Consider the following 19,337-nt stretch of genomic DNA (forward strand, 5'->3'; position numbering starts at 1 on the left):
TTCACGGGAAGCCGGGCACCTATTTCACACGATCGCGGGCACTGATTTCGCGCGATCGCGGGCAGGCATGACCAACGAACTGCAGTTACTCCGCCTCCTGAAACACAGGAGGATTGGAATGCCGACAGGACGTTTGACCATGCGCCGTATTCGCGACGTTTTGCGATTGAAGTTTGCCCAAGGGCTGAGTGAGCGGGCGATTGCGTCCTCGCTTGGGCTTGGGAAAGGGAGTGTGGGCACGTACCTGCGGCGCGCCCGGGATGCTGGACTGGGCTGGCCCCTGCCGGAGGGGCTGGATGATGACAGCCTTGAGCTGCTGCTATTCCCGAACGCTTCAGACGTGGCCGATCCAGACCGGCCAGTTCCGGATTGGGCCGTAATTGATCAGGAACTGCGCAAGCGCGGGGTCACGCGCATGTTGCTGTGGCAGGAATACCGGGCACAGCACCCCCACGGATTTGGCTACACATGGTTTTGCACCCACTTTGACGCGTGGAAAGGCCGTGTACGGCCGAGCATGCGGCAAACGCATGTGGGCGGCGAAAAGGTGTTTGTCGACTTCTCCGGCGACACGATCGAGATCGTTGACCCGGCAACCGGTGAGGTGAAAGCGGCCAAGCTGTTCGTCGCAGCGATGGGGGCCTCAAGCTATACCTACGCCTTGGCTGTTGCCAGCGAAGGGCTGGAGGATTGGATTGCGGCCCATGTGGGGATGTTTGCCTATCTGGGCGGTGTGCCGAAGGTGGTCGTACCCGACAACCTGAAATCGGCTGTGATTAAGCCGGACCGCTATGATCCCGGCTTGAACCGGACCTATGCTGAAATGGCCGGGTACTACGGCACAGCAATCCTGCCGGCGCGCGTGCGAAAGCCAAAAGACAAGGCCAAAGTCGAGGTAGCCGTGCAAGTCGCCCAGCGCTGGATCCTGGCAAGGTTGCGCAATCGCAGGTTCTTCTCACTAGCCGAGCTGAACACTGCCATCCGGCCATTGCTCGACGAATTGAACATGCGCGTCATGCGTGACTATGGCGCCAGTCGCGCTGATTTGTTCGCCACATTGGATCGTCCGAACTTGCAGCCGCTGCCCGCCGATCCCTATGTCTTTGCGCGCTGGAAACGGGCCCGTGTCGCCCCCGATTATCACATCGAGGTAGATCGCTGCTGGTATTCTGTGCCGTTCAACTTGATCCGGCAGGACGTGGACGCGCGGGTTACTCATGCCACGGTAGAAATCTTCCATCGTGGCAAACGCGTCGCTAGCCATCTGCGCGATCCCGGACGGCGTAGTCATGTCACGGCGGCCGAGCATATGCCGTCGGCGCACCGCCGCTATGCCGAATGGTCCGCGACGCGCATTCTGAACAGCGCCGCAAAGCTGGGGCCCTCCGTGGCTGCGTTTTGCGATATCGTAATGCAGGACAGGCCGCACCCCGAACAAGGCTTCCGAACCTGCCTGGGCGTGCTGTCGTTGGCCAAAAGCTTCGAGCCCCGGCGGATCGATGCCGCATGCCGCCGGGCCGTCGCCATCAAGGCCCGATCGGTCGCATCCATCCGCTCGATCCTGAAGACCGGTCTTGATCAGGCTTTCCTGGAACCAGACCCCGAAGAGCTGCCGCTGCAACACCGCAACATCCGCGGCCAGAACTATTACCACTGACAGAGGAGATTACTGTTGCTGTCCCATCCCACTTGCGACCGTCTGGAGGCTATCGGGCTTTCCGGTATGGCAAAGGCACTTCATGAACAGCGGCGCGTTGGCGCGACGTTTGAAAGCCTCAGCTTTGAAGAAAGGCTGGGATTGCTCGTCGATCGCGAAGCTGCAGAGCGTGACGCCAAGAAGCTGGCTACGCGGTTACGTTTTGCCGCCCTGCGCCACGCGGCCTGTGTTGAAGATATCGACATGCGCAGCCCTCGCGGCATTGATGTCGCGGTGATGGCGCATCTGATCGATGGCAGCTGGATCAACCGGCACGAAAATTTGCTGATCACAGGGCCAACAGGGTTGGGCAAAAGCTGGATCGCCTGCGCACTGGGCAACAAAGCTTGCCGTGATGGTCGCCGGGTTGTCTATCATCGCGTGCCCCGCCTGTTCCAGATGTTGGCCATAGCCAAAGGCGACGGACGACATGCCCGCGTTCTCAAAGCCATCGAACGTACGGAACTGCTCATCCTTGATGATTGGGGGCTCTCAGTCCTGACGGCAACAGAGCGACGCGATCTGCTGGAAATCCTCGACGATCGACAAGGTCGGGGCTCCACCATCGTCACCAGTCAGCTTCCGGTGGATCAATGGTTCGAGGTTATCGGCGATCCCACCCTGGCAGATGCGATCCTCGACCGCCTGGTCCACAACGCTCACCGCCTAACCCTGAGCGGCGACAGCATGCGAAAAAAGATGAGCACCATGAAATTGCTTGACCAAAGCCTTCAGCCCTGACTCAATAACACCCGTTGGCCAGCCTGCCCGAGGGCGCGAAATGGCTGCCCGCGATGCCGTGAAACGCGTGCCCGAGATCGCGCGAAATCACTGCCCAACTTCCGCGAAATGCGCACTCACCGATCCGAAGATGCTGACCCAAGGAAACAGATAGTCTCGGCAGTTGCCGAACCTCTGCTGCCTTTCGGGGCAGGCGACTCCCCACACGTCTTCCGGCAGTGCATCGTGAGCCATGAATGGCGGCGAATAGCCGCATTGCGACCAACCGTTGTCGCGCCGCCCAACCGACAGCTTTCGGCGTGAGCCGACATACCCAGCGCGGACTGGAACGGCGTATTCTGATCGACAGCTGGCGGAAAAGCGGAACGTCTGCTGCTGGGGATCGAAAATCAGACGCTGAACGTCCGGCAAGGGGCGACAGCTGCCGGAAAAACGGCCCGTCTGCAGTTGGGGATCGACAGTCGCGCGCCGAACCTCCGGCATGGGTCGTATCGGCAGCATCTGTGCGTGGAGTAGAGCATCGGCCTGATCATAGAGCGGGTCTGACAGGATCGGCAAAGCCATTACTCATGAGGCGGTCCGTTGCGCCGCATAAAAGCGCTCGGCGGATTCGATCGTATTCACCAGGAGCATGGTAACGGTCATCGGTCCCACGCCGCCCGGCACGGGGGTGATGTGCGAAGCCCGCCGGGACACGCCGGCGAAATCGACATCGCCGACGATCTTTCCGTCTTCCAGCCGGTTGATGCCGACATCGATGACCACCGCTCCCTTCTTGACCATCGGCGCGGTAATCAAACCAGGGACACCAGCCGCTACCACCAATATGTCGGCACCAATCGTGAACTGCGCGAGATCGCGCGCCTTGGCGTGGCAGATGGCGACTGTCGCGTCGCGTGCCATCAGCATCAAGGCCATCGGCTTGCCCACGATATTGCTGGCACCGACGACCACGACATTCTGGCCCTCCACCGGGATGCCCTCATGCTCGAGCAGCTTTACGACGCCATAGGGGGTACAGGGGGAAAACACGGTGTTTCCCGTGACGAGGGCGCCCACATTGTAGAGGTGAAACCCATCGACGTCTTTTGAGGGGGCAATGGTCTCCAGAATCCGCGCCATGTCGATATGGGCAGGCAGCGGGAGCTGGACCAGGATGCCATGAACCGACGGGTCGGCGTTCAACCTGGTGATAAGGTTCAACAGCTCTTCATTCTCGACCTTCTCGTGAAGGCGATGCGTGAACGAATGGATGCCTGCCGCCTCGCAGGCGCGGACTTTATTGCGGACGTAGACCGCCGATGCCGGATCATGTCCGACAAGAATCACCGCCAGGCCGGGCCTGATGCCCGTCCTCTCCTCAAACCGTCTGGTGCGGTCGGCGCATTCAGCCCGTATGACGGCCGCAATTGCGCGGCCATCGATGATCCTCGCAGTCATATCCGCACCACCCTTACCGCATCAGACCTTGTGCATATCGACGCGACGATTGTCGGTCTTGTAGGGCGCGGCCGCCACGGTCGCCCTGACCGCCTTCTGGGGATGGCCCGGTTCGCCCCAGATCACGGTCACTTCGGTGCCGATTTCGGCGTGCGCGACGTCAATCACACAGAGCGAGAGCATCTGACGGAAATAATAGCTATAGCCCCGCGAGGTCGAAACGCCGACGCTTTCGTCGCCGATCCGGACGCTGTCGGCATACATGAACCCGCGCTGGTCGCGGGGCATTTCTATGAAATGATAGGGCTCACCCGATCGGAAAAGCGAGGCGTAGACGTCGACCACATCGTCGGCATTCCAGACCAGGGTGCGGATGACACGGCGCGGCTGGGCGACTTCGGCCTCCAGCGCCTCGCGCCCCAGAAAATCATGATCGAACTTGATATTCTTGCCCCATCCCAGTTCGACCGGGCTGCGATACCAGTCCGCGACATTGTCGGACTCGAAGCTGCCGGCGATGTTGAACGTCGAGGCGAAGGCAGGGAGGCCCGCCTTGAATTCGGCCAGATAGTCCTTGAGCTCCTCGTCGAAGATGGCGGGCAGATAGTCCGTGACGATGGTGGGGAAGCAGGCTTCGAGGTGGTTGATGAACGCGGCGCGTCCGCCAAGCTTGCGGATGCCGAATTCGGCGCCGGCCTCTACCACGGCGTCATAGACCGCCTGCGCATCTTCGGCAGGCCCCTGAAGTTCCCAGCCCGGCTCGCCGGACATGCCCTGACGCAGCGCGACCACCGGGCGGCCGGCAATGACGCAGTCGCCATTGCGCATGAACTTGATGTCGCGGATGGAGTCGCCGACCAGCTTTTCCATGACGGCGGCGGCCTTTGGGCCGGCGACTTGGAAGTTATAGCCTTCCTCCGGGATGGATTCGACCTGATAGGCGCCCCTCTTGAGCTGATAGTCGATCCAGAAGGTGCCGCGACCGAACAAGCGCACTTCATCCTCGGAAAGGCGCGTCAGTATCCCTTCGGCGATGACCTTGCCATGGCGCGTGGTGTGCGTGACATGCTTGGACTGGTCGATGTCGAACTTGGCGAAGCTGTTCACCGAAAAGTCCGAAAACAGCTTGAGGACGTCCGGCCCCTTGTAGCGGCGCTGCCACAGGAAGGACCAGTCGCCGATATAGCAATTGTCCTTCCAGGACATGCTCTCGTCGATCCAGTCGGTATATTCGGCAAGGCCCCAGCGCGTGGTGAAATAGCCTTCGGGGGTCTTGCGCATATCGGTGGGAATCATGGTCGCTCTCCGTGGAAAGGGGTCAGCCGGCGAACACGACGGTGCGGTGGCCGTTGATGATGGCGCGGTCCTCCAGGAACAGCAGGACCGCGCGGGACAGGACGCGGCGCTCGATATCGCGGCCCTTGCGGACCAGATCGTCCGGCGTGTCATCATGGCTGACCCGTTCGACGTCCTGTTCGATGATCGGACCTTCGTCCAAATCCCCCGTCACGAAATGGGCGGTGGCGCCGATCAGCTTGACGCCGCGCGCATGCGCTTGGTGATAGGGCTTGGCGCCCTTGAAGCCGGGCAGGAAGCTGTGATGGATGTTGATGCAGCGGCCCGAAAGAAAGCTGGCGAGATCGTCCGACAGGATCTGCATGTAGCGTGCGAGTATGATCAGGTCGGCACCGGTTTCGTCCACGATCGCCTTGATCTGCGCCTCCTGCTGGGGCTTGGTGTCCTTGGTGATCGGCAGGTGATGATAGGGGATGTCGCCGACATTGCTGACGGACAGGACATTGCGGGGATGGTTCGACACGATGCCGACGATGTCCATCGGCAGCTCGCCTAGGCGATAGCGATAGAGTAGATCGCCCAGACAGTGATCGAACTTCGACACCATGAGCAGCACGCGCTTCCTGCGCGACAGATCGCGAAGCGACCATTCCATGCCGAACTTTTCGGCGACGGGGCTGAAATGATAGGATAGGCGCGTCCCGGCTTCGGCGTCGGCGGTGAATTCGACCCGCATGAAGAAACGACCGCTTTCCAGATCGTCAAACTGCCGCGCTTCAAGGATATTCGCGCCGCCCTCGAACAGGTTGGTCGCGACGCTTGCGACGATGCCTGGGACATCGCGGCAGGCGAGCGTCAGGACATAGCGAGGAGTGGCCAGATTCGAAGTCATATCTTTTCCGTCTGCTCGACAGCCAAGGGGTGTCGCGTTTCCGATCCGTTGAAAGACGCGGGCTGCACCGGTCGATGATGCAGTGATTTTTCGCCGTGTGGCGACATCCTCATCCTCCTGCGCTTGCCGTGGCCTTATCGATGTTCGCCCGTCGTAGCGATCTTCACGATATTGAGTATCTAAAAATTTATGATAGATATTATTGGCATGGATGATATCGTACGACTTGATCTGAACTTGCTGCTGCTGTTCGATGCGCTTCAGGAGGACATGAACCTGTCGGCATCCGCCAGGCGGTTGCGGATAAGCCAGCCGACCGCCAGCACCAGCCTTCAGAAGTTGAGGGCGTTTTTCGGCGACCAGCTGTTCGTAAGGACGGGACGAGGCATGAAACCGACCCCATTCGCCGAAAAGATTGCTGGTCCGGTCCGCCAGAGCCTCGATATCCTGCGCAGGGATGTCGTGCGTCGAACGCAGTTCGACCCCGCGACGAGTGACCGGGTGATCCGCATCACGACGTCCGACGTGGGGGTCATGATCTTCGTTCCCCCGCTGCTCGACGCGCTTCGAAAGGTCGCGCCATCTATGACCGTGCAGGTCGTCCCGGTGCCGCACGATGCGCTTGAAAAGGCGTTGGAGCAGAATGAGGTCGATGTGGCGATCGGCTATTTTCCAGACCTTACCGGGCCCAACATCATGACCCAGGCGCTGTTCGACCATATGTTCGCCTGCCTCGTCAGCGCGCATCATGCGACCATCACCGGGGCGCTGTCGCTGGAACAGTTTCTCGCGGCCGATCATATCGTGATCAATGAGCAGGGACGCAGCCAGGAATTGTTCGAAAGGCGTCTTCGCGAACTGGGGTTGAAGCGCAGGGTCCGGCTGCATCTACCGCATTTCATGAGCGTGCCGCAGCTCGTCGCGAGCAGCGACATGATCGCGACCGTCCCGATGTCGCTGGGCGTGTGGTATCAGCATGCCGGGATCCGGGTCTGTCCTACGCCCATCGAGAGCCCGTTGATCCAGCTGCGTCAATTCTGGCATCGACGCCTCAACGACGACCCGATGGTGATATGGCTCCATCGGCTGCTTGCGGACCTTCTGATCGGCAAGGACCCGGCTCTGGCGTTTTCCGAAGGCTATTCCTCTTCCGATCACGCCTGATAGAAGGAGGGGGACCTGGTCGATGTTGCCTTCGGCATGTAAGGGTTAAACGACGACCGGCTTTTTGTGGGTCTCCGTGCCCAGGAATGTGAACGCGGCGGCGCCGATAGCGAAAAATCCGGCCATGATCAGGAAGCCTGGGGTCGTTGCCGCAGCGGTAGCGGCCGGCTTTACGACATTGCTTGTCCCTGCAAGGACCGCCAGCACCATCGGACCGCACACCTTCCCAAGCCCGCTCGCCACGTGGGAAACGGCTACGCCGCGGCCGGCGACCGTCACCGGGAAAATCTCAGCCGGGTGTGGCTGCAGATTGGCGAAGGCGCCATCGAAGAAAAGCGCCGCCAGAATGAGGCAGATGACGAACAGTTTGATGCCGAAAAGCTCTGACTGGGGGAACAGCGCCGCGATTGCGATCAGCACGGCAGCGCTGTAGCCTGCTATCTGCCCCGTCGTGAGCCGGCCCAACCGCTGGGATAGATAGGTAAACAGGAAACGCCCTGCCAGGCCGCTGACGCTGACGAGGACAAAGTAGCCGGCGGCCTTCTGCGGCGAGAGACCGAGCAGCATGGCGACCACGAGCGGACCCCACAGCAATATGCCCGCAACAGCCGCGGAGTGAAATCCGAATGAGAGAAGGCAGAAGGCAAATTGCCGTGGGAAATCGAGCAGGCGGAGCGGCTTGGCTTCGCCATCCGTCGGCGCAACGGCTGGTGCAGGCGCCGTGAAATGGTCGGGGGACAGGCTGAACAGGCTCGCTGCGGCGCGCACGGCATCGCGCGTGCGCCCCTTGGACGACAGCCAACTGGGTGATTCCGGGATTAGCAGCCAGAAAGCGGGAACGAACAAAAGCGGTGCCAGGCAGAGAAAGGCCAGCCCACGCCAACCGAGCGGTTCGAACAGCAGGGTCATCGACAAAGGTGCCAGCACGAAGCCGATGCCGATCGGCACCATGCTAGCACTGGTCAGCACGGTACGCAGGCGCGTCGGCGTGAGTTCGACGATCAAGGCAAATTGCGCGACGCCGCCGAAGCCATAGGCAAGTCCGACGAAGAAACGCAGCAGTGCGAAACTGACCCAGTCGCCATCGGCCACCAGCCCGATCGCTGCAGCCGCGATGGGATAGAGGCTGGCCCCGATCAGCAGGATCCGCTTCCGACCGAACCGGTCAGCCAGCACACCGCCAGCCGCCGCACCCACCATCGCTCCGACGCTCGCGGTCAGCAGAAGCGCCGCCGACTGACCGAAACTGAGTTGCCACGCAGGCGCGATGGCGGACACGAGAAATCCGACGATGAAGAAATCGAACAGTTCGAACGCGAGCGAAAGGCTGAGCGAGACGAAAACGACATAAAATCGTGTCCCGATCCTGCCCTGATCGATCAGCAGGGGCGATCCTGCGCTGGCTGAACTATGCATGATTGTCCCTTTCCCTAAACGTTCAACCTTGGGTATCGACGATCTGATTGCGGTCTTGGGTTAGATAGGACATTTCGTAACGAATGTTATCGAGGCCGCCTCTGTGCGAAATAGGCTTCACGATCTTCCGGCCCGTTGATCATCCAGCCGGCGTCCACCAGCAAATGGGTGCCGGTGCAGGCGGAGGAGGCATCTGAGCAGAAAAACAGAATGGGGCCGGCGATTTCCTCCGGACTGATCCATCGCTGCATCGCCGATTTCATCGGAATCGATTCATAGGCGTCGCGGCTGATCTTGTTCTTCATCTGGTCGGTCAAGATTGCGCCGGGCAGCACCGCGTTGACCCGGATGCCGTCAGACGCGAGTTCATAGGCGCAGTGCCGCGTGAGTCCCAGCAGGCCAGCCTTGGCTGCGGTGTAGCTGACACCGCTGTTAAGGGAGATACCCAGCGCGGCGAGGGATGCGACGATGACGATCGATCCGCCGCCTGTCCGGCGCAAAGCTGGTGTGGTAGCCTTGATCACGTTAAACGGGCCGGTCAGATTGAGGGCGATGGTGCGTTGCCAGTCTTCGGCGGTCATTGTGTCGATCGATCGCGGGAGGCCTCCCCCCGCGACATTGATGACCATGTCCAGCCGACCGAATTTCGTCTCGATCGCGGCGCAGGCTTCATCCATCGCCGCAAGATCGGTAACGTCTGCCAACAGCGGAAGTGTTTCAGGATAGCTGTCCCGGCACTGGTCCAGTCGTTCCGGGCTGTTGTCCACCAGAGCAAGACGTGCGCCGGCTTCAGCCAGCATCTGAGCCGTCGCGCCGCCGATCCCGCCTGCGCCGCCGGTGATGAGTGCGACCTTGCCTTCAAAATTCCTGATCATGAGCCATTCAACCCCGGAAAAACAATTTCATACCTCGTGCCGCGCAAGCGGGGACCGGCCCAGAACAAGGTCGGCCGCCTTCTCGCCGATCATCAGCGCCGGCGCATTGGTGTTGCCACCGATCGCCGAGGGAATGACGGAACAGTCCGCGACGCGCAGCCCCGCAATGCCCCGTACCCGAAGCTCCGGATCGACGACGGCCATCTCGCCGTGGCCCATCGCGCAGCTGCTCGTCTGATGCTGTCCGCAACTGACAATCGAGGCGATATAGGCGTCGAGTTCGGCGTCGCTCTGCACGGAGACGCCCGGCATGATCTCGTCACCTGCAATTGCCCGCATCGCAGAGGTTTCGAACAAGGAGCGCGTCAGACGGACAGCCGTGCGCGCCAGGGCTCGATCCAGCTCGGTCGACAGCAGGTTCAAGGCGATCCTTGGGGCGGCTATCGGATCGGCGTCGCTCACCGTCACCGATCCACGGCTTTCGGGACGCAGAATGAGCGATCCGGCGGTAAACTGATGGCCTGCACCCGGCTTGACCATAGGGAACCAGGGGCGCGCTTCGAACGAGGCTTCGGTCACCTGCATCTGCAGATCGGGAGCAGGGAGGTCCGATCGCGACTTGATAAAACCCTGTACGGCAAGCGGCATTCCGGCCATCGGACCAGTTCGCAGCAATTTCCAGCGCAGCGTCTGCACCATCAGCCGGTCGATTCGCAATTCGTTCTCGAATGTCACCGGGCGGCTAGCATGATAGGTCTGCAGGAAAATCGGATGTTCCTGAAGATTCTGTCCGACGCCCGGAAGGTCGTGCACGACTTCGATCCCGGCCGTCCGCAATCCCTCCGCCGGACCGATGCCCGAAAGGAGCAGCAGGTGAGGCGAGTTCAGCGCGCCTGCCGAGAGGATAATTTCGCGCGCCGATATTGCCGTGCGCGGTTCATGTCCCAGCCGATATTCGACCCCGACCGCCCTGCCATCGCGAATGACGATCCGCGTCACCTGGGCATCGGCTTGTATCGTCAGATTGCTTCGTCCCCGTGCCGGCTCGATATATTCGCGCGCCGATCCGGAGCGGCGGCCATCGCGTATGGCGAAATCGGGTAGGCTGAACCCCTCCTGTCGCGGGCCGTTGAAATCGTCCGTCTGATCGTAGCCGAGTTCCTGCGCTCCCCGGACGAAATGGGGATAGAGGGAGGGCTTTTTCGGAATCGCGCTGACACCGATTGGGCCGCGATCGCCATGATAGGGTGAAGCGCCTCGCCAATTGCTTTCGCATTTGCAAAAATAGGGCAGGACGTCCGCATAGCTCCAGCCTGGAATCTGCCAGCTGTCATAATCGTAGCGATGGCCCCGGATATACATCATGCCATTGATCGAAGAGCCGCCGCCAAGCTTTCGGCCGTGCATGACATCGATCCGGCGATTGTTCGCATAGGGTTCCGGCTCGGTGAGATGCCCCCATGTGTTACCGGGAGTGAAGGCAGTGCCGAGCCATGCGACGGGCATGTCGAAGGACATGCCTTTGGGAGCGCTGCCGGCTTCCAGGACCAGCACCCTGTTACGTGGATCTTCCGAAAGCCGGTTGGCGAGAACGCCGCCCGCCGAGCCTGCGCCGATGATGATGAAATCGAAATTGTCTGTTGTCATGTTCTGACCTACCGGATTGCCTGAAGAAGCCCGCCGTCAACGACGAGATTCTGGCCGGAGATGTAGCTGGCTTTGCGACTGGCGAGAAAGGCGACTGCTTCAGCCACTTCTTCGGGACGGCCCAGCCGCGGCGTTGGAAATCCGCGCGCGATCCTGTCGCGGTCTTCCGCAGGCAAGCTGGAGAGCTGGTTCATCGGTGTGTCGATCGATCCCGGCGACACCAGATTTGCCCGGACCCCGTACATCCCCCATTCCAGCGAGATCTGGGCGACCAACCTGTTGAGCGCGGCTTTGGTGGCGCTGTACATCGGCGCGCGCGCGTTGGCGAGAAAGCTGGCGATGGAGGACGTCGCGACCAGCGCACCGCCCGAGGCGCGCAGATGCGGAAAAGCCGCAATGGCCATCCGCCAGGTCGCGCTCAGGTTGATCTCCACGATCTTCGCCCATTGCGCGTCCGGCGCTTCGAGCGCGGCATCTGTAATGCCGTAGCCCGCGTTGCTGAACAGCACGTCCAGTCCCCCGAAATGGGCGACCGCTTGTTTGACAAGCATAGGACCGATGTCGGGATCGCCCAGGTCGGCGACGAGGGAATGTGCATAGATGCCCTCCGCGGAGAGGGCGCGTGCCGCTTCGGCAAGGCGAGCCGGATCGATATCGGCCACCAGCACGTCCAGACCCTCTTGCCCCTGTTCTTTCGCAAGGCGTGCCAGCGCAAGCACGGACGCCTTGCCGATGCAGCCGGCGCCACCGGTCACGATGGCGCGCAGCCTCTGCCCCAGCGCCGGAGGCGGCGCGGGTTCAGGCGCGGATTGACCGATGGCCGCGAACAACGTGGCCGTGGGACCCGCGTTGACGGAACGGCCATCCAGCGCAACTGTCGCGCCATTCATGCCCGCGGCAGCGGGGCTCATCAGAAACGCGATGACATTGGCGATCTCGTCTGCGGGCTCCTGCCCGAAAGCTGTGGGCGAAAGGGACAGCAGGTTTGCGCGGACGCCCTTGACGGCTGCTTCGGCAGCGAGACTGCGCACGAGATTATATTCCAGCGTCTTGGCGATCCCGAACGATCCGCCCCCCGGCAGGCTTTCTCGCGCAGCGCGGGAACTGACGGCCACCAGGCCCCCCTTCAAAGCTTCCAGCCTGGGAATGCACTCTTGCGCGGTCTTCCATGTCGCGCGCGCATTCCAGTTAAGCCCCGCATCCCAGTCTGCCGATGACATGTCTTTCAGCAGCCCTGGGGCATAATTCTCGAACCACAGAACCACACCGTCGAGCGGTTCGGCATCCAGCGCGCTAGCCAAGGCCTCGGCGGTGAGAATTTCGGGCGATATGGTCGCGCTGTCGCAGGGCATTACCCGGCTGAGCATCGCAGAGGTTTCGGCATCGCTCATCAGGAAACGGATCGCGCAATGCCGGCCAAGACGGCTGGCACTCTCGCGCAACGCCTCGGCGGTCGCTTTGGCATCCTCGAAGGCCCACGTACCGATGATGGCGTAGCGGAGGGGGGAGGGGCGATCACTACTCATATTCGCTTTCCCAAGGCCTTTCATTCCGATATTAGAAAATATGTTCCATCAAACGGAATATACAGTCTTTGCAGAGGAGGCAAGAGCGCGGCTAGGAAAAAGCTTCTCACTCAGCGGAAAAACCGTCTAACAGACGGAGCGAAGATGGAGGTATTGGAAATGCGGTCGGAAGGAACAGGTACGATCATTCGGGTCGTTCGGCTCATGCGGTGTCTGGCTGAGGCGCAAGGCGACATTTCCATTACTGATATCTCCCGCCAGCTCAATCTGGCGCCGAGCACCGTCCACCGCTTGCTCCAGCTGCTGCTGACCGAGGATATTGTCGCAAAGAGCAGCACGCGCTCGCTTTACGGACCGGGGATGGAGTTGCTCCGGATTGCTGCGCTGCTTGCGAGCAAGATCCAGATCGGCGATGTGGCGCGCAATGTCATGCAAGGCGTATCAGAGCAGGCGCAGGAAGCGGTATTGCTGACCCAATTGTTGCCGCACGAACTTAAAGTGATGGTGACGGCGTCGGTCGCCTCGCCCCACCCCCTTCGTTATGACATCGATATGTTCCAACGTGGTTCGCTGCTTCGCGGCGCTACCGGACGCGCTATTCTAGCTTTCTTGGATGGCACGTTCATCGCCGAGATTTTTGACCGATTGTTGCAGGATGATAGCGATTCGACATTCGCAAACCGCGAGGACCAGCTCGCCGACCTCGCTGCAATACGGGCGCGAGGCTATGTCATCACACACGGACAGAAAGTGCCCGGCGCGGTGGGCATAGGAGCGCCTGTCTTCGATGGTCACAACAAAGTCGTGGCGGCTTTGTCGATCACCATGCCGGAACAGCGGTTTGCCGCCGCGCGTGCCGAGGAGCTGGCAAAAATCGTCGTCGATGGCGCGGCGGCTATCAGCAAGTTGCTCGGCCGGCGTTAGACCCGTGCCGGGATGTCGTTGCCGACACCCTCCTCATCGATCAGGATTTTGCCGTCGCGCGTCAGCAATTGCCCGTCGACGGAGACCTCCGGCTTGCTGATCACGCCCTCCAGGCGCAGCCGTGCATGGCAGGTGCCGCCCAGAGCGATCGTGTCGCCAAGTCCGATATGGACCGCGCCATACATCTTCTTGTCCGTCCGCATCTTGCCGGTCGGCGTTACCTTTGGATTGAGTCCAATGGCGATCTCCGCCGGGCAATTATAGTTGTTGTCGTCGGCGAAACGGGCGAGGATGTCTCGCCATATCTGTGCGCCGCGCCCGCCTTCGATAGAGATTGCGCGTCCATTCTTCACCTCGATCACGATCGGTTCATCCAGCAGGCCGGTGCTGTGCGCGGTCAGATCGAACACGATCCTGCCATTCCCCGTGCCTTCCACCGGGCAGACATGCGCCTCGCCATCGGGAAAGGCGCAGCCGATGCCGCCTCCCGGGCGCATTTCCAGCGGCAGACCCGAAATTGATCGACCCGGCCTGTCCGTGATGCTGGCTGTGAGATTGGTCCCGTTCGGACATGTCACCGTGATGCTGTCGCCGCGCGTGTAGGTCTCGGCGATTTTCAGGCCCAGTCGATTGAGTGCCGGATAATCGGCGCTGCCCGGGCCATCTTCGCCCAGCATGTCGGCGGACAATTCTTCCATCAGGATGAAGCGTTTGCGCTGATCGATAAACGCATCCGTCAGCTTGGCGTGGGCCATCGCTGTACTCGTGAGATAGATGCTGAGATCCGTCCTGGAATCCAGCGCGGCGTCGCAGATGACGCCGGGCGGATTGGTCGAATGTGCCTCACGCGGGGTGATGACCGATACGATCGGTTCCATGCCCAGATCGACTGCCGCTCCCTGAAGCGCCGACCACACCCGAGGATCGATGGCTGTGTCGGTTATGATGAGGACGCGCTCGCCTGCCTTCGCGTTGAGTTTGAGCGGCGTCTGAAGGACGCGGCGTAGCGACTGCTCGTCTATCGACAATGGTGTTCCCCTAAAACTGCGTTTGACAGCCTATGTGATGCGTCTTGCCAATCTAAGCGGTGAAAATACCACTTGGTAGAAGGCAATTCCGACTACCGGAATAAATCATACGATGCGCATGTCAAGCGTCTTCCGGGACCTTGCTGTTTTTTACGATGGCAGAAGGTTAGAGGGCACATTCGCGCCGCATTGAGCTAGAGAAGATAGGCTCGAATCCGTGGGTGCAGATCCGCCTGCGCTAGCGCGGGGAAATCACGGTCGAAAGTCTCCGCATATCTGAGCAGACAGTTGGTCGTTTTGGCCCGGAACGCCGTGTTAAACGTCGGATCGGCTGCGCTGCCCGGCATTATGTCCTGGACGATGCTGAGACTTTTCCCGCCGGCCGATGTGACGTCGAGTGTCACATAGCCGTCATGCAGGCGCGTCCCGGATGACGTTTCGTTGGCCGAGACGTTGAATCGGCGCGCCAAGTCGAACAGGCGAGGCTCGCCGAAGCCTTTCGTGAGATGGCCGATGTCGAGTGTGCCGTCGCGCAGCGCAGCAGCGCAGCAATAGGGCGCGGAGAATGCGGCCTGCGTGCCATTGACCGGCATGTCCGACAACAGGACGACATGGGACGCCGCCGGAAATGTGAGGATAAAGCGAACATCATCGTTGACGATCGCGTCGCCCATTATCCGCCTTGCCTCTAGAACGGCCGCGATGCCCCGATGGATCGCGAAACAGCAGGGATAGAATTTCGTCAACTGACGATCCGCCAGCGAAGGCGGCGCTATGGCGGCGAGGCCTTCTTCGGTCGGCCCATAATTGTTGCAGAAGCTCTCGCTCGTCAGGATCTCAGGGTTTCCCGTCAGGCCCAGAGCCGCCATATCCACCGCCCGCCGTGCCGCAAGTGCGGCAAATCCCGCATGCATCGCCTTTGCGTCCGAGCCGAAATTTCCCTGAAGGCCCGACATCTGCGACGCGGCGATGGCGACCGCGTTGGTCAGGTGTCGAGGCGATAACCGACGGTATCGCGCCAGACTTACCGTTGCGGCGATCGTGCCTATCGTAGAGGTGGCATGCCAGCCGCGTCTGTAGTGGTCAGGACCAAGCCAATCGGCGAGCATTCCCGCGGCGACCGTAGCCGTCAGAATTGCGTCTAGGAGGGCCTCTTCGTCTTGAGGCATGTTTTCCGCCAGAAGGACGGGGACGACGATACAGCTCAGATGCGCGGAACTATATATATCCACGTCGTCGAAATCGAGCGCATGCGCCGCCATCGAATTGACGAAGACTGCGTCATCGACGCTCCTGCGACCGATGCCATCCCACGATACCGCTAACGGGGAGGCAAGGACCGCATGATGTTCGGAAACCCGTCTCACGCTCGGCATGCAGTAGCCGGCCGCCGCCACCGCCAAGGTGTCGGCGATCGCTCGGGCTGCAATTTCCCGATCGTTCGCGGCGAAGGCGACGGTTGCGGCAGAGCGCAGTCGATCCATCACGAGGTCCATGCCTCGCGTCCTTAGCAAACTGCCAAGGCTAGCCAATCGTTAAGTCGCTTAGCCGCACTGGCGTTTAATCGATGGCCCGCGCCATCGCGCGTGCGGGGCCGCCGTCAGCGCCCTGAATAGAGAGCGCGGCGAAGATCGCCTCGATACGTCGGCCCGACAGGGGCGCGAGATTGGTGACATGCTCGGCGATCAAAATGCCTCGGCTAAGCAGAATGCGATGCACCGGATACGCGAAGCCTTTCGGCCGCAGCGCGGCGCCCAGATCCGGCGTGCTGAAATCCACACCGAGCATCTTGACGCCTCGCTCCACCAGCCAACTGGCGGCTTCCGCCGTCAAATAGGGGTGGTCCTCATAGTCATGATCGGCGATGCGCCGCCACCATCCCGTATCCAGCAGGACAATGTCGCCCCGCCGGATTTCCGGCCCGGCGGCCGCCAGATCAGCTGCATCGATCGCCTCGTTGGGGCCCTTGTCAAGGCGCAGCACGACGCCTGGTCCGTAAAGGCGTTCCAGCGGAATGTCCTCGAAGGCGGGGCCATCCAAAAGGAAATGACGTGGAGCGTCCACATGTGTGCCATGATGGCAGACCATGCAGATTTCCGTGGCATTGCCGGGATAATCGGGCTGACTGTAGATACGCTCGATTCTCGGCTTCGGAAAAATCGGCGAGCGCGACAGGTCCTCGGTTATGACATGCGACAGATCGGTCCAAGGTCCGTGACCTGTGATGTCGGGACGGGGGGCATCGCTCCATCCTATCCATATGTCGCTAGGCTGATGGTCATGCTGGCACATCGAAACATTCCGTCAAATGGGGTTGTGGTCCGTGTGCGCTGCGTCACCAGATTTACGAGCGCGCGCACGAACGGCTACGTTAGTATGCTCAGCCCGGCCCATCGGGCAGTGCCAGAAACAGCTTGCGCGAAGCGAGTTTCCAACCGTCCGCCGTGCGACGCACCGTATCGAAATAATCACCACATCGCCATACGCGCTTGGGCTCGCCATCGGGATCCATAACGGCAAAGGTGGCCATCGCGCAACGCAACCGGACCGTGTCGCCATCGACCGCCAATATCTTCAGATTGGTCCACAAATGCCGGGCGACGAAGCTGCGGTCGGCCGCACGGCCAGTGAATGTCGCCATCACGTCCTCACGCCCGTTGAGGGCGCCCATGCCTACGTCGAACGCGATATCGTCCGTGATCAGGCTATCGAACAGGGCCGGATCGCGGTCATCGACGGCGATGCTGACGTCCGTCAGCAAATCCTCGATGGCGATTCGATCCTGTGGGTTCAATGCGAGGCTGCTGGTCATGAACTGTTCCTCTCCTTTGGGCATGCATCAATGCGGCAGTAACAACTTTGATCTGTGAGTGATCCCATTTCATTCTATACAACGGAAAAATATTCCGTATATAAGAATTTACTGACGAGGCGTGCAACTACGCAGTGGAGAGGACATGGCCCGCATCAATTTTCAGGATATGGTTGGCGTCGTTACCGGCGGCGCCTCCGGCATCGGCGAGGGATTGGCACAAGCCATGCGGGTGCGCGGAATGGATGTCGTCATTGCCGATCTGGATGCCGCCCGTGGACAATCTGCCGCAGACGCGATCGGTGCGCATTTTCATATGGTCGATGTCGCTGACGCGGGATCGGTTGCGACCCTTGCTGACTTCACGATGCGGCGTTTCGGTCGCGTGGATATGGTCTGCAACAATGCCGGGGTAGGTCCTGCCTCCAGTATCGCGGACATGACGCTCGACGACTGGCGCTGGATGCTCGACGTCAATCTGTGGGGCGTGATCCATGGCATACATGCCTTTCTCCCCCTGTTGCGGCAAGCCAAGCGCGGTTTCTTTCTCAACACGGCATCCTTGTCGGGCCTTGCGGCGCTGCCAGGGCGTGCCGGCTATGCAACAGCGAAGTTTGGCGTCGTCGCCCTGACCGAAGTTCTGGCGGCGGAAATGGCGCTGGAGGGCGCGAACATCACCGCCACCGTACTTTGCCCCGGTCCTACCCGGACGGGAATCGCCTTCGGCTCGCGCCACCGCAAGCTCGACGGACAGGCGACCGGCCTCAGGGATTTCGATCTTACCGGCGGCGGCGGCGTGCTTGCCGCCCATGAAGTCCGCTTTCTTGAACCACGAGAGGTCGCCGAACTCTGCTTTTCCGCGATGGAGCGGGGCGATCTCTATGTTCAAACCCATCCGGAACTGGCCAGTCGGGTTGTCGCCCGTCACCGGGAGATTGAAAAGTCGTTCGAAGCTGCCCTTCCGGCACGGTTGCCGAGGGAAATGTCACTGGGAGAGAATTGAATGAAGATCGACAACTTCAACGATCGGGTCGCCGTCATCACCGGCGGTGCAGCGGGCATCGGCAGGGCGCTGGCGGAATTGTTGCAGGAAGGCGGTGCCACGGTCGTTATCGCGGACCTCCCTGGTGAAACGTTGGATGCGACGGCGCTCGATCTCGGCATCACGGCGATCGCCTGCGACGTGAGCGATGCGACGGCGATGGATTCGCTAGCCGCTCAAGTGATGCAGCGCCATGGGAAGGTCGACCTGCTCTTTAACAATGCGGGCGTGGGATTCCAGCAAAGCCTCTACAAAATGTCGCTCCGCGACTGGCGCTGGGTGTTCGACGTCAATTTCTGGGGTGTCGTGCATGGACTGAACAGCTTTCTTCCTCACCTCACGACGAACCCGGACGGTGCCTATGTCGTGAATACGGCTTCGTTGCTAAGCCTGTACACAAACTCCGCGCTGGCGGCCTACGCCGCTTCCAAATATGCTGTGCTGGCGGTGACGGAGACATTGGCGCGGGAAATGGAATTGACCGACGGAAAGGTGGGCGTCACCGCTTTCTGTCCCGGACCGATCCAGACCACTATCTATGGCAGTCTCGACCGGCGTGACCAGCGCTATGGACCGCCGCCGACCAGCGACGCCACGGACGATCCGGTGATGAAGGCTTTAGGCCACATCATGGATGCAAAGCGGATGTCCGCCCGCGATGCAGCGCAGATCGCCTTGGATGCGGTTCGCAATGGCAGGTTTTGGGCCATTACACACCCGGAATATACACAGCAGATCGCCCCGGAGCATGACGCGCTGATGGCGGAAATAGAACGCCAGCGCTCCTCGCAAGCGCTCTCTAAAGCTCCCCTAGCCTGAAAGAAAGCCGATGACTGTA

Annotated in this window: 18 protein-coding genes; 6 read left to right on the forward strand and 12 right to left on the reverse strand. The window is 60.9% G+C overall.

Annotation, left to right across the window (positions count from 1 at the left end; all coding sequences use genetic code 11):
- Window positions 1-118: 118 nt before the first annotated feature.
- A complete protein-coding gene (gene istA, locus SBA_RS09965; protein WP_007200412.1) occupies window positions 119-1,657 on the forward strand; it encodes an IS21 family transposase in 1,539 nt (512 codons plus the stop codon).
- 15 nt (window positions 1,658-1,672) lie between these two features.
- A complete protein-coding gene (gene istB, locus SBA_RS09970) occupies window positions 1,673-2,437 on the forward strand; it encodes an IS21-like element helper ATPase IstB (RefSeq protein WP_006956108.1) in 765 nt (254 codons plus the stop codon).
- An 87-nt stretch (window positions 2,438-2,524) separates the two neighbouring features.
- Here istB and SBA_RS09975 read toward each other — a convergent pair whose 3' ends face one another.
- From SBA_RS09975 to purU, 4 genes are read right to left on the reverse strand one after another with little or no spacing between them, the layout of a single operon-like run.
- The gene (locus SBA_RS09975; protein ID WP_261934300.1) at window positions 2,525-3,001 is read right to left on the reverse strand and encodes a hypothetical protein; all 477 of its coding nucleotides are present in this window, start codon (window positions 2,999-3,001) and stop codon (window positions 2,525-2,527) included.
- A gap of 3 nt (window positions 3,002-3,004) precedes the next feature.
- Entirely contained in the window at window positions 3,005-3,877 is an 873-nt protein-coding gene (folD, locus tag SBA_RS09980; RefSeq protein ID WP_261934301.1) for a bifunctional methylenetetrahydrofolate dehydrogenase/methenyltetrahydrofolate cyclohydrolase FolD, read from the reverse strand.
- A gap of 21 nt (window positions 3,878-3,898) precedes the next feature.
- Entirely contained in the window at window positions 3,899-5,173 is a 1,275-nt protein-coding gene (locus SBA_RS09985) for a hypothetical protein (RefSeq protein WP_261934302.1), read from the reverse strand.
- A 22-nt stretch (window positions 5,174-5,195) separates the two neighbouring features.
- Window positions 5,196-6,065 (reverse strand): formyltetrahydrofolate deformylase, encoded by an 870-nt coding sequence (purU, locus tag SBA_RS09990; protein WP_261934303.1) that lies wholly within the window; start codon window positions 6,063-6,065, stop codon window positions 5,196-5,198.
- A gap of 207 nt (window positions 6,066-6,272) precedes the next feature.
- Between purU and SBA_RS09995 the strand changes: the two genes are divergently transcribed.
- Window positions 6,273-7,229, forward strand: coding sequence for a LysR family transcriptional regulator (locus SBA_RS09995; RefSeq protein WP_261934304.1), 957 nt, complete (start codon window positions 6,273-6,275; stop codon window positions 7,227-7,229).
- 45 nt (window positions 7,230-7,274) lie between these two features.
- Here SBA_RS09995 and SBA_RS10000 read toward each other — a convergent pair whose 3' ends face one another.
- The 4 genes from SBA_RS10000 to SBA_RS10015 all read right to left on the reverse strand — a co-directional run bounded on the left by SBA_RS10000 (window position 7,275) and on the right by SBA_RS10015 (window position 12,717).
- Entirely contained in the window at window positions 7,275-8,645 is a 1,371-nt protein-coding gene (locus tag SBA_RS10000) for an MFS transporter (RefSeq protein ID WP_261934305.1), read from the reverse strand.
- 86 nt (window positions 8,646-8,731) lie between these two features.
- Complete coding sequence (locus SBA_RS10005) at window positions 8,732-9,520, reverse strand: SDR family NAD(P)-dependent oxidoreductase (RefSeq protein ID WP_261934306.1); 789 nt, start codon at window positions 9,518-9,520, stop codon at window positions 8,732-8,734.
- 27 nt (window positions 9,521-9,547) lie between these two features.
- Window positions 9,548-11,167 (reverse strand): GMC family oxidoreductase, encoded by a 1,620-nt coding sequence (locus tag SBA_RS10010; RefSeq protein ID WP_261934307.1) that lies wholly within the window; start codon window positions 11,165-11,167, stop codon window positions 9,548-9,550.
- An 8-nt stretch (window positions 11,168-11,175) separates the two neighbouring features.
- Window positions 11,176-12,717, reverse strand: coding sequence for an SDR family NAD(P)-dependent oxidoreductase (locus SBA_RS10015; RefSeq protein WP_261934308.1), 1,542 nt, complete (start codon window positions 12,715-12,717; stop codon window positions 11,176-11,178).
- Window positions 12,718-12,837: 120 nt separating this feature from the next.
- On the opposite strand from SBA_RS10015, the gene SBA_RS10020 reads away from it, so the two are divergent.
- Window positions 12,838-13,617: an IclR family transcriptional regulator gene (locus tag SBA_RS10020; protein WP_261934309.1), complete on the forward strand. Its 780-nt coding sequence runs from the start codon at window positions 12,838-12,840 to the stop codon at window positions 13,615-13,617.
- Here the strand turns inward: SBA_RS10020 and SBA_RS10025 are convergent.
- From SBA_RS10025 to SBA_RS10040, 4 genes are all read right to left on the reverse strand, one after another.
- Window positions 13,614-14,645, reverse strand: coding sequence for an aminopeptidase (locus SBA_RS10025; RefSeq protein WP_261934310.1), 1,032 nt, complete (start codon window positions 14,643-14,645; stop codon window positions 13,614-13,616). The two genes, SBA_RS10020 and SBA_RS10025, sit on opposite strands and share 4 nt — an antisense overlap.
- A 194-nt stretch (window positions 14,646-14,839) precedes the next feature.
- Complete coding sequence (locus SBA_RS10030) at window positions 14,840-16,042, reverse strand: MmgE/PrpD family protein (protein ID WP_390902440.1); 1,203 nt, start codon at window positions 16,040-16,042, stop codon at window positions 14,840-14,842.
- Window positions 16,043-16,205: 163 nt separating this feature from the next.
- Entirely contained in the window at window positions 16,206-16,937 is a 732-nt protein-coding gene (locus SBA_RS10035; RefSeq protein ID WP_261934311.1) for a cyclase family protein, read from the reverse strand.
- A gap of 88 nt (window positions 16,938-17,025) precedes the next feature.
- On the reverse strand, window positions 17,026-17,457 hold the full coding sequence (locus tag SBA_RS10040; RefSeq protein ID WP_261934312.1) for a nuclear transport factor 2 family protein: 432 nt from the start codon (window positions 17,455-17,457) through the stop codon (window positions 17,026-17,028).
- A 145-nt stretch (window positions 17,458-17,602) separates the two neighbouring features.
- Between SBA_RS10040 and SBA_RS10045 the strand changes: the two genes are divergently transcribed.
- Window positions 17,603-18,460, forward strand: coding sequence for an SDR family NAD(P)-dependent oxidoreductase (locus tag SBA_RS10045; RefSeq protein WP_261934313.1), 858 nt, complete (start codon window positions 17,603-17,605; stop codon window positions 18,458-18,460).
- Window positions 18,461-19,318 carry an SDR family NAD(P)-dependent oxidoreductase gene (locus SBA_RS10050; protein ID WP_261934314.1) on the forward strand — a complete coding sequence of 286 codons (858 nt, stop codon included), beginning with the start codon at window positions 18,461-18,463 and terminating at the stop codon, window positions 19,316-19,318.
- Window positions 19,319-19,337 lie beyond the last annotated feature (19 nt).

Source organism: Sphingomonas bisphenolicum (assembly GCF_024349785.1).
GTDB lineage: Bacteria > Pseudomonadota > Alphaproteobacteria > Sphingomonadales > Sphingomonadaceae > Sphingobium > Sphingobium bisphenolicum.